The sequence below is a fragment of the Neobacillus drentensis genome (assembly GCF_036962765.1).
Classification (GTDB): Bacteria; Bacillota; Bacilli; order Bacillales; family Cytobacillaceae; genus Neobacillus; species Neobacillus drentensis_C.
Genome location: NZ_JBALOS010000130.1, coordinates 1 through 11,223, shown reverse-complemented (window position 1 = coordinate 11,223; position 11,223 = coordinate 1). Strand labels below are relative to the sequence as shown.

The 11,223-nt window shown below is 42.0% G+C and carries 12 protein-coding genes; 10 read left to right on the top strand and 2 right to left on the bottom strand.

What is annotated here, in order from left to right; all coding sequences use genetic code 11:
* Nucleotides 1-117 precede the first annotated feature (117 nt).
* Nucleotides 118-744, bottom strand: coding sequence for a glycerol-3-phosphate 1-O-acyltransferase PlsY (gene plsY, locus V7137_RS16575; protein WP_335699106.1), 627 nt, complete (start codon nt 742-744; stop codon nt 118-120).
* Between the two features lie 119 nt (nt 745-863).
* Between plsY and V7137_RS16570 the strand changes: the two genes are divergently transcribed.
* The 9 genes from V7137_RS16570 to V7137_RS16530 all read left to right on the top strand — a co-directional run bounded on the left by V7137_RS16570 (nt 864) and on the right by V7137_RS16530 (nt 9,058).
* A complete protein-coding gene (locus tag V7137_RS16570; RefSeq protein ID WP_335699105.1) occupies nt 864-1,646 on the top strand; it encodes a class I SAM-dependent methyltransferase in 783 nt (260 codons plus the stop codon).
* A gap of 64 nt (nt 1,647-1,710) precedes the next feature.
* Nucleotides 1,711-2,349 (top strand): pentapeptide repeat-containing protein, encoded by a 639-nt coding sequence (locus V7137_RS16565; protein ID WP_335699104.1) that lies wholly within the window; start codon nt 1,711-1,713, stop codon nt 2,347-2,349.
* Between the two features lie 208 nt (nt 2,350-2,557).
* Nucleotides 2,558-3,076 carry an RNA polymerase sigma factor gene (locus tag V7137_RS16560; RefSeq protein WP_335699103.1) on the top strand — a complete coding sequence of 173 codons (519 nt, stop codon included), beginning with the start codon at nt 2,558-2,560 and terminating at the stop codon, nt 3,074-3,076.
* Nucleotides 3,073-3,609: a hypothetical protein gene (locus tag V7137_RS16555; RefSeq protein WP_335699102.1), complete on the top strand. Its 537-nt coding sequence runs from the start codon at nt 3,073-3,075 to the stop codon at nt 3,607-3,609. Before V7137_RS16560 ends, V7137_RS16555 begins: the two co-directional genes overlap by 4 nt.
* Nucleotides 3,606-4,685, top strand: coding sequence for a DUF6677 family protein (locus V7137_RS16550; protein ID WP_335699101.1), 1,080 nt, complete (start codon nt 3,606-3,608; stop codon nt 4,683-4,685). The genes V7137_RS16555 and V7137_RS16550 overlap by 4 nt, the downstream gene beginning before the upstream one ends.
* A gap of 84 nt (nt 4,686-4,769) precedes the next feature.
* Nucleotides 4,770-5,690 (top strand): hypothetical protein, encoded by a 921-nt coding sequence (locus V7137_RS16545; RefSeq protein ID WP_335699100.1) that lies wholly within the window; start codon nt 4,770-4,772, stop codon nt 5,688-5,690.
* Between the two features lie 216 nt (nt 5,691-5,906).
* Nucleotides 5,907-6,848: a diacylglycerol kinase gene (locus V7137_RS16540; protein WP_335699099.1), complete on the top strand. Its 942-nt coding sequence runs from the start codon at nt 5,907-5,909 to the stop codon at nt 6,846-6,848.
* A 106-nt stretch (nt 6,849-6,954) separates the two neighbouring features.
* Nucleotides 6,955-7,506: a cysteine hydrolase family protein gene (locus V7137_RS16535; RefSeq protein WP_335699098.1), complete on the top strand. Its 552-nt coding sequence runs from the start codon at nt 6,955-6,957 to the stop codon at nt 7,504-7,506.
* A 70-nt stretch (nt 7,507-7,576) separates the two neighbouring features.
* A complete protein-coding gene (locus tag V7137_RS16530; RefSeq protein ID WP_335699097.1) occupies nt 7,577-9,058 on the top strand; it encodes a nicotinate phosphoribosyltransferase in 1,482 nt (493 codons plus the stop codon).
* A gap of 195 nt (nt 9,059-9,253) precedes the next feature.
* On the opposite strand, the gene V7137_RS16525 is transcribed toward V7137_RS16530, so the two are convergent.
* Nucleotides 9,254-9,589 (bottom strand): hypothetical protein, encoded by a 336-nt coding sequence (locus tag V7137_RS16525; RefSeq protein WP_335699096.1) that lies wholly within the window; start codon nt 9,587-9,589, stop codon nt 9,254-9,256.
* A 185-nt stretch (nt 9,590-9,774) separates the two neighbouring features.
* Between V7137_RS16525 and rlmD the strand changes: the two genes are divergently transcribed.
* Entirely contained in the window at nt 9,775-11,148 is a 1,374-nt protein-coding gene (gene rlmD, locus V7137_RS16520) for a 23S rRNA (uracil(1939)-C(5))-methyltransferase RlmD (protein ID WP_335699095.1), read from the top strand.
* The last annotated feature ends 75 nt before the right edge of the window (nt 11,149-11,223 follow it).

Genomic DNA, 11,223 nt, shown 5'->3' with positions numbered 1-11,223 from the left:
AAGTTTAACAGAGCCTAAAAATAAAAAAAAGGATCCCAAGGCAGCCAATCTAGCTGTAAGGGGATCCTTTTTTCAAAAGTTTTTTAATACACCGCTAAATAGACGCTTACGCTTTCATTACATTTTATATCCGCCGCCCTTAGGCGGGATGCGGTCATTAATTAAATTTTTATCATTAATTTTTGGTTCGATACCCAAGATAAAATTACGAATGTTCGAGCGGTGCAAATAAATTAAGAATAACGAGAATACTATAAAGATAAGTTCTAATTCGAGCTTAGAAGATACTAAAGAATAGATGAGCATACTAATGCCAACGGTGATCGAGCCGATAAAAACATACTTGGTTAAAAAGATGACTAAAAAGAAAGCCACATAGGCAATGACGAGGAGATAGATGTCTGCGATTAACAAGGCCCCGGCAGTGGTGGCAATTGCTTTTCCACCTTTGAAGCCGGCAAAAATGGGAAAGCAATGACCAACAACAGCTGCTAAACCAAAGTAAAGGGGTTCTGCGTCAAGGTTGAAGTAGATAGGCAGGTAGGCTGCCACAGCGCCCTTAGCCAGATCAATAATTAGAACGAACACAGCAGATTTTTTACCAAGAACCCTTAGTGTATTGGTAGCCCCTGGATTTTTACTGCCATGTTCCCGGACATCAACACCAAAAAACAACTTGCCCACAATTAAGGCTGTGGGAACGCTTCCAACTAAATAGGAAGCACAAAGTAAGAACCAAAACATACGAATCATTCCCTCAACTATTATTTTAGTAAATTCCCATTATTCATAGATTCTATCATATTTCAGTGGTATTATTTTGTTGAATTGTCAGTATTAGTAAAGAAAAGGGAGCGCTCGACATGAGACAAATAGATTTTGGTCAAGTTGCTAATAGCTATGCAAGTTCAAGAGAAGATATTCCAGTCACCTTAATGGATAGTTTGCTGCTTCGTAATATTTTTTTTGATGGAAAAAAAGTGGCCGATATCGGTGCAGGTACAGGTGCTTTAACTAGAAAAATGGCGATGCGAAAAGCCAATGTGATTGGGATTGAGCCATCACAGGGATTACTAACGCAAGCTTCTGTATTGAATCGGATGAAGAATTTTACGATTCCGTATCAGCAGGGTACAGCTGAAGCGACGGGATTAGATGATTCCCATTATGATATTGTCACGGTTATGCGGGCTTGGCATTGGTTTGAACGGCCAAAGGCAATAGAAGAAGTAAAACGTATCTTAAAAGCTAGAGGGACGTTAATTGTCATTGATTCAGGTTTCCTATCAGGAACGTCAGTAGTGGAAAAAACCTTTGAGGTCCTCAAAAATTATGTAACAGAGGGCTTAAAACCATCCGGTTCGAAGGCAGACTCCAACATGCGAATCAATGGCTTTCCGATAGAGTGGTTTCAAGAATGGGAGCAAAACGGGTTTGAAGTAAGAGACTTTTATAAGATAAATTACTCAGTCAACTTTACAAAGCAGGGATGGATTGAACGAATCGAATCAATCTCCTGGCTGGCAGGATTAGATGAAGCTGTTCGAAAGCAGGCCCTTCTTGAGTTAGAGAAGGCCTTGCCAGATCAGGGGCAATGGGCTATTCCCCATGAATGTAATGTCTGCATTCTAAGAGTAGAAGCGTAGTAATGTAGGTAAATAAACGATATAATAGACAGCATACTAGCGCACCATATAAAGGATGATGAATTTGAGTAAGAAACTAAAAATCCAATCACCGAAAATACCAACCGGTTTAAGTCCGTTTGATTATAACAATAGAGAAGATTCTTATATTAACATGGCGCTCATTAGCGACTGTACGATCTCACAAGAGGATATTGAAAAAGTACGATTCGAAGAGGTTGTGTTTAAAAACGTTACCTTTCTCGATGGATCGTTTCGCTACATTCAATTAACCGATGTTATTTTTGAACGGTGCGACCTGTCCAATGTAGACTTTACCGATGGAATCATCCACCGGGTCGAGTTTCGTGATTGTAAACTGCTCGGATTAAATCTTGCAGATGCGACGTTAAGAAATGTCTTTTTTGAAAATTGTAATCTGAATATGGGTTCGTTTGGATATGCAGATTTGAAAGAAATGAGGTTTGAAAATTGTTCCCTGCGCAGTGCAGATTATTATGAAGCCAAGTTCAATAAACTTGAATTTAAACACTGTGATCTGGAAGATGCGAACTTTACGGGAACCCGGCTTGCTGGAGTCGACCTTAGCAGTTGTAAATTTAACCGCTTAAATCTCTCACTTGATAGTGTGGCAGGGTGCATGGTTTCTGCAGATCAGGCGCTTGGATTTGCAAAGCTTTTAGGATTGGAAATTAAAGAATAAACTATTTTGATAGATGCTAAAACCGTGCGGACGCCATCCGCACGGTTTTTATATTCAACTGCAAAAATCAGCGTGGTATGATGAAGAGAATTGAAAAAATTTTTTTAAAAAATGGTGTAGGGTTATGTAAATAGCGTTTCGTCTATTTAGTGAGTAACAAAAAAGAAAGGGGGAGAGAACCATTAGTGATGCAGCTTTAATAGAAAATGTGCTGGACGGCAATGATCATGCCTTTCGACTTTTGGTTGAGAAGTACCGTAATGATGTGTTCCGGACCATCTTTGCTGTGCTTCGCGACCAGAAGGAAGCAGAAGACGCCGCACAGGAAGTATTTATGAAAATCTATACCTCTCTCCCCCAATATCAAAATCAAGGGTTTAAGACGTGGATAACGCGAATTGCCGTTAATCATGCGATAGATGTAAAACGAAAACAAGTGAGAAAACGAGAGGAAGTGGCGGAAGACCTTGAACAACAGGTTGCAGGGTCGCCGAAGGATAGTGTTGAGAAAGAGATAATCGAACTAGATCGAAGAAGACTTGTTAGGAAAAAGCTTGAAGAACTGCCTGAAAATTATCGTGAAGTTATTTACGGATTTTATATTGCGGAAAAAAGCTATCAGCAAATGGCTGAAGAACAGAATGTGCAGGTGAAAACCATTGAAACAAAGCTGTACCGGGCCCGCCATTGGATGAAAAAGAATTGGAAGGAGGACGATTTTTCATGAAGCATTACACTTTTAATGAGTGGTTGCAATACGTTAATGACGAAATCAATGAGAAAACCAAAGAGGAATTAGAAAATCATTTATATTCGTGCGACCAATGTCTCAACCATTATTTAATGGCTGTGGAAACCAATGAATCATCGCTTCCAGTTCTACCAGACAGTGACTTTACCGAGTTGGTCATGGCGGAGGTTTCAAAGCAAAAAACGGAATTACAAGTGTCATGGCTAGAGCGGAAAATGGATATCGATTCTAGTATACAACCGGTGCCAACGGAGCCAATCATAAAGAAGGAAGAAGTGAACAAGAAAAAACCATTTTATCAGCAAGCAGTCTTTCATTATCTGCTTGCAGCGGCCGCGACACTTTTATTAACCTTCTCAGGAGTCTTTCAATCGCTAGCTGCTTATGCAAACTCGCTCGAAAGGCCGCAGCAACTTCAGGAAAAGAAGCCTTCAGTGACGGAGGGTGTTATTAATAAAACTTTTGCATGGATGGATTCACTAGAAAAAAAGGAGGCAGTTAAGAAATGAAAAATCCGACAAAAGCACTGACCTTATCCTTATTCCCAGGTCTTGGTCATATTTATTTCGGCAACATGTTTCGCGGAGTCCTTTATCTGCTGTCGGTATTGGGGCTGGCATTCGTTACGGTCATTGGGTTAGTCACAAATAATGAGGAAGTCTCCATCGTGACCTTTATGTTAGGACTGTTCCTGTATCTTATCAGTTTCATCGATATGGGTGTGCAGGTTTCCAAGCATAAAAAGGCGCTTAAGGCTGCTAACCCAGATGGAGCGCAGACACAGGTTTCGCAAGATTCAGAACGGTTTTATACGATTGTTTTATCATTTATCCCAGGCTTAGGCCACTTCCAAATTGGCTTAATGACCAGAGGATTAACGCTTTTGGCTACCTTCTTGGGACTCGGGGTCATGGTCACATTCGTGACAGCTCTTTCCAACCGAGGTGAATTTATGGTCTTTTTGGCCGCACTGCCGATTATTTGGGTGTATGGATTTTTTGATGCCGTTCAACAGGTAAACAAAAAACAGCGCGGGGAGGTACTTGTCGATAGGACGATCTTTGAAGACTTTGAGATGCGGCGCGAAGATGGTAAAAAGAGCAAATCGATCGCCACATTTCTCGCGATTTTTCCAGGAGCAGGACATCTGTATCTTGGCCTGCAGCGACGGGGCATCCAGTTAATGGCAGCATTTCTGTTTTCTATCTATATTTTGGATACGTTACGACTAGGGATCTTCTTGTTCCTAATTCCGATTATCTGGTTTTATAGTTTTTTTGATGCGATGCAAAAGGTTTCAAGGTACGGAGAAGAAACGATAGAGGATGTACCGATTATTGCGTATTTCCTTAATCATCAAAAATGGGTAGGGATTGGGCTTGTTTTGATGGGTCTCTACTATCTCTTGATGAATGTCTTTCTTCCGGCTTTCTCACCGATTCTAAACAGGTTAATTAATTTTGATTTGATGTATTGGGTACAAGGGTATCTACAAACAGGACTTGTCTGTCTCCTGTTGATTGGCGGGGGCATTAAGCTTTTATCTGGAAGCAAACAAAAACGGGAGGCAAAAAAGCATGAATAAGTGGGGAAAAGCGATTGCAGGCGCAGCAATAATCGGATTCGGAATTGGGTTCCTTTTTAGAAAAAGAAGGGGTGGAGAAGAAGGATGAGAACTTGGCGTGTTGGAACGTTTTCGATGGGAGCCTCACTTGTATTCCTTGGTCTTTTCCTCTTTTTTTCAAAGTTTATGGGGTTAGACCTTGTACAGGTGATGACGGCTTGGTGGCCGCTTTTATTGGTTGTCCTCGGTGGTGAGATTCTCGTTTATTTGTTTTTGTCACGTCAGGAAAAACCGGTGTTAAAATATGATTTCCTAAGTATTTTCTTTGTGGGAGTCGTCGGAACGGCTGGGATTGCATTCGCGATTTTGAGCACAACGGGTATTATCGGGAAAGTGGAAGAAGTGATGGCGAGGGAGGAGCGGTCGTTTGAACTGCCTGCTTTTTCCCGCCAAATGGATGACAATATCAAACGGGTGGTAGTCAGGTCGGTGGGCCATCAGTTAACGGTTGAATCGACAGAGGAAAAAGCGGTATCTTTGTTCGGGACGTATCGGGTGCAAACAGCCAAAAAGACGAAGTTACTTCAGAGTTCCGATGATATCATTTCGGCAGACCAAAAGGGTGATACGCTTTATTTAAATATGAAGTCACTGCCCAATGAAGTTAGTCCGTTCAATGCTAGTGGGGAGGTTGCCGCAACACTGTTGGTTCCAAATAATGTGAAGCTTGAAGTGGTTGGCAGTGATAGTTCACTCACGTTAAAGCCGCGCTTGCTTGTGAACGACTGGAATATCGAAAGTGTTGCTTCAATTGCGGTCGATGTCGCTGCCAATAGTAATTTGAAGGTTGAGGCAGTGGGTGTTCAAGAGCTTAGAGGAAAAGAAGGCGATTGGAAGGTGTCGCAGAAAAAGACTTCTGATGGCATCGATAATGGTATGAAAGATGGGGTTTATCAATCAGGTGAAGGGAAATACCGCATCAACATTGCCAATGCCTATGAGATCAGTCTGAATGCCAATCAATAATAAGAGTGTTCAGGGCATATGGAGCTTGGGTGAGTTCCTATATGTCTTGTTTTTTGCAAAAAAATAAAAAAACGGTATGATAAGAGATGGATGTTGGAGGGTAAATTAGTATATACGCTGGCTATATGTTTGTAAGCAAGAATGAAAATTGGTAGAATATTGAAGTGAGCGGGTAGCTAATACCGATGTTGATATCAAAAATAGGATGATGAAACGATGAAAAGAGCAAGACTGATTTACAATCCTACCTCAGGACGTGAAATTCTGAAGCGGAATCTTCCAGAAATTCTTCAGAAGCTAGAAATGGCTGGATATGAAGCATCTTGTCACGCGACAACGGGTGCAGGGGATGCGACGGAAGCAGCACGGATAGCTGTTGAGCGTAGGTATGATATTGTTATTGCGGCTGGCGGTGACGGAACGATTCATGAGGTGGTTAACGGCCTCGCGGAACAGGAGTATCGTCCGAGATTAGGAATTATTCCAGCTGGAACGACGAATGATTTTGCCCGCGCCCTGCAAATTCCAAGAGATATTGGAGCGGCGGTGGATATCATCACAAAAGGGGAAATGATTCCAGTCGATATTGGACGTATCAATGACCGGTATTTTATTAATATTGCTGGCGGCGGTAGAATCACCGAGATTACATACGAAGTTCCAAGTAAGTTGAAAACGATGCTTGGTCAGTTGGCATACTATTTAAAAGGGATGGAAATGCTTCCGTCCATTAAACCATCTAAGGTATCGATTGAGTATGATGGGAAGTTATTCGATGGGGAAGCCATGCTGTTTCTGGTCGGGCTGACTAATTCCATCGGCGGGTTTGAAAAGCTTGCACCTGACGCATCGATTAACGATGGACTATTTTCGCTTCTGATCTTGAAAAAGACCAATCTTGCTGAATTTATTCGAATTGCGACATTGGCTCTTCGTGGTGACCATATCCATGATCCCAATATTATCTACACACAGGCAAACCGGATTAAGGTTCATGCGACGGAAAAGGTGCAGTTAAACTTGGATGGAGAGTTTGGCGGATTGTTACCAGCTGAGTTTGAGAACCTCTATCGTCACTTAGAGGTGTTTGTGCCCCTTGAAGATATCAGACCGAATGACCGCCCAACCGATTGGGAAGCAGGGAAAAGATATAGCTAAGAAAGCTCGTTCTAATGGGACGGGCTTTTTTTCTATTGAAAAGGGAATTATGTAAACGTTATAGAATAATCTGTAATGAATGATGGATAAACGGTTGAAGGGGTGTATGGAAATGAAAGCACTAATAAATATTGATTATACCTATGATTTTGTAGCGGAGGACGGGGCATTAACATGCGGCGAGCCCGGACAAAAGATTGAAGGCAGGATTGTCGAACTGACCAAAGAGTTTATCGCGAATGGAGAGTATGTCGTTTTTGCGATAGATGTTCATGACCGTGGAGATGAATTTCATCCAGAGACAAAGCTGTTCCCTCCGCATAATTTACGCGGGACTGCAGGGCGAGACTTGTTTGGGACCCTAAAGGAAGTATACGAAATGAATAGTTCACATGAACATGTAGTTTTTATGGATAAAACGCGCTATTCGGCGTTTGCGGGGACGGATCTTGAGATGAAATTACGGGAACGCGGGATTACCGAGGTCCATTTGGTCGGGGTTTGCACTGATATTTGCGTGCTTCATACTGCTGTCGATGCCTACAATAAAGGCTTTAAAATTGTGGTATACAAGGATGCAGTGGCATCTTTTAATCAAGCTGGCCATGAATGGGCGCTTGGTCATTTTGAACAATCCCTGGGAGCAGAGGTTAAATAGACTTAGACTTTCAAGTATGTTATTGGTTATAATGATGAAAAAGCTGAAATAGTACTTCGGAGGTCAGGTTATGAAACACTTTTATCACGATGATAGTTTAACTCTGCATACGGATCTATATCAGATCAATATGGTAGAAACGTATTGGAGAGATGGGATACATAATAAACGTGCGGTCTTCGAACTATTTTTCCGCAAGCTTCCGTTTGGGAATGGTTATGCTGTCTTTGCTGGCTTAGAGAAAGTGATTCAGTTTATTCAAGGCTTCCGCTTTAGCGAGGAAGATCTCGAGTATTTAAAAACTGAAGTAGGTTATAAGGATGATTTCATTCAATACCTGAAAGATATCCGCTTTACTGGAACGATCTGTGCGATGGAAGAAGGCGAGCTTGTTTTTGGCAATGAACCAATTATACGGGTGGAAGCTCCTCTGGCAGAAGCGCAATTGATTGAAACAGCCTTGCTTAATATTGTGAATTACCAAACATTAATTGCGACGAAGGCATCGCGAATCAAGCAAGTCGTAGGCAATGAAGTAACGATGGAGTTTGGGACCAGACGGGCGCAGGAGATGGATGCAGCGATTTGGGGTACGAGAGCAGCCTATCTTGCAGGGTTTGAATCGACAAGCAATGTCAGAGCTGGAAAGCTGTTTGGCATTCCTGTATCAGGAACACATGCGCATTCGATGGTCCAAGCCTATAAAGACGAATATACAGCCTTCATTAAATATGCCGAATCGCACAAGGATTGTGTCTTTTTAGTAGATACATACGATACACTCCGTCTTGGTGTGCCAATTGCCATCAAAGTGGCAAAAGAATTAGGGGATAAAATTAATTTTATCGGCATCCGTCTTGATAGCGGTGACCTTGCCTACCTTTCGAAGGAAGCGCGTAAAATGCTCGATGAGGCTGGATTCACTGACGCAAAGATTGTAGCCTCCAGTGATTTAGATGAATATACGATTATGAGTTTGAAATCGCAGGGTGCCAAAATTGACAGTTGGGGAATAGGGACGAAGCTGATTACGGCTTACGACCAGGCAGCACTTGGTGCGGTTTATAAAATTGTGTCCATTGAGGGCGATAACGGGAAAATGGAAGATACGATCAAGATCTCATCCAATCCGGAAAAGGTTACAACACCAGGATTAAAGAGGATTTATCGAATCATCAATAATACAAATAACCATGCCGAAGGAGACTATATTGCCTTAGCAGAAGAAAGACTCCCTGAAAAGCGGCTGCGGATGTTCCATCCAACCCATACGTTTATGAACAAAGTGGTAACCAATTTTACCGCAAAAGAATTACATGCGAGGATCTTTACGAAAGGCGAGCTTGTTTATGAAGTGCCGTGCTTGGAAGAATCACGTGATTATTTGAAGCAAAACCTCGATGCACTTTGGGATGAATATAAGCGGATCATGAATCCTGAAGAGTACCCCGTTGACTTGAGTCAAAAATGCTGGGATAACAAGATGAGAAATATTGAAGAAGTGAAAGAAAAGGTTGCAGCCATGAAAGGTGACCAAGAAGCGGGCTTATAAATAAAAAGGCAGACTCCAAGGGGATGTTACGATACTCCCCCATAGAGTCTGCCCTATATTTATTTTTGCCTAAAGAAGTCTGTAAAAGCATGGAAAATTTCGATTCCCTGGTAGGTTAGCATGCTTGCGGCCGAAATCGAAAAGAAACCAATGATAACAAAGCGAATCCACATAATTGTTTACCTCCCTTTATCATTAATTGATATTGAATGATAAGGGAGATTGGATCACATAGTTGGATTGATACAATTTGGGTATTAGAAAAATAAAGCTTTTGTCAAAATGGATGAACAAATAAATAAGCGGAGTCACAGCTGCTGTAAGGACGGTCGTCATGACTATGACCGTTTGTATCACAACCGGCAGCTTTTTCTCATTCTCCCATTGGTCCTTCACCTTGCCATCATCGATGTTGATGACCGCTTTGACATCAGTGTGTGATTGTGGAAGTGAGTGCGTAAAGTGAATAAAGGTGAAAGAAAGGAAGGCAAAGAGTAACGGAATGGACAGGTTTTTTATCAGCTTAATCATGATCCACTCCTTCCAATCATGAGATTGTTTTAATCATATATACTTTTATTATATTTGAAAACAAAAATATTCTGACAATTTTTTCATTTTTATTTAAAAAAGGGCACTTGTCCTCAGCAAGTTTCGCAAACGGTCATGCTTTGTGTTACAATCTTAGCAGTCAAAACGTGCAAAGGAAGAAACGAATGAGCAGAATAATTCCGGTTAATAAAAATGAGTATATAGATGTAGTTTTTGAAGATTTAACCCATGACGGAGCGGGTGTGGCCAAGGTTGATGGGTACCCGTTATTTGTTCCAAACGGACTGCCGGGCGAAAAGGCACAAGTGAAGATCATTAAGGTGGGCAAAGGGTATGGCTTTGGAAGATTGGTGGAGCTGTATGAAAAAAGCCCTGACCGAGTCGATATTGAACGCAGCGAGCTCCATAAATATGGCGGCTGCCAACTCGAGCACATCAGTTATGAAGGCCAGCTGAAATACAAAGAGAACCAGGTACGTCAAGTGCTTACACGGATAGGTAAACTAGAGGATGTTGTTGTTCATCCGATTTTGGGGATGGACAATCCCCTGCATTACCGCAACAAGGCACAGGTGCCTGTGGGGGAAAAGGACGGCAAACTGATAGCCGGCTTTTTTAAACCGAGGAGTCATGAAATTGTAGATACCAACGAAAGTGTCATTCAACTGCCTGAAATAAATGAAGCGGTGCGTGTGGTGAAGGAAATTTGCAGTGAACTGGGAATCCCTGTTTATCATGAGGAAACACATAAAGGGGTGCTCCGCCACATCATGGCAAGGTATGGGCAGCAAACGGGCGAGCTGATGGTGGTCATCATCACTAGAACAACCGACCTTCCAAAGAAAGATCTGTTAGTGGAGCAAATGGTGGCTCGTCTGCCGAAACTAAAGTCAATTATTCATAATGTGAATTCTAAACGGACCAATGTTATAATGGGGGCCGCAACGAACGTTTTGTGGGGGAATGAAGTCATCTATGACTATATCGGTGATGTGAAATTCGCCATTTCCGCACTGTCCTTTTATCAAGTTAATCCTGTTCAAACAAAGGTATTATATGATAAAGCGCTGGAATATGCCGACCTTAGCGGGGGAGAAAGCGTGATTGATGCCTACTGTGGAATTGGAACCATTTCATTATTTTTAGCCCAAAAAGCACGAAAGGTATTTGGCGTGGAGATCGTTCCCGAGGCGATTGAGGATGCCAAGCGGAATGCTTCATTGAACGGAATGGAGAAAACCGAGTTTGTGGCTGGAGAAGCTGAGGTTGTGATCCCGAAGTGGTATAAGGAAGGGAATGTCGCAGATGTCCTGGTCGTGGACCCACCACGCAAGGGTTGTGATGAAGCCTTATTACAGACGATTATCGAGATGAAACCGAAAAAGGTCGTCTACGTATCCTGTAATCCTGCTACCCTAGCAAGGGATTTGCGGATATTGGAAGACGGAGGGTACAAAACTTTAGAAGTCCAGCCGGTGGATATGTTTCCTCAAACAACACACGTGGAATGCTGTGCGTTGATAGAATTAATTAAATAATAAGCAGAGGGATTCGAGAATCGATAAAAGATTCTCGAATCCCTCTGCTTTAATTTCAATACGATCTATTAAATC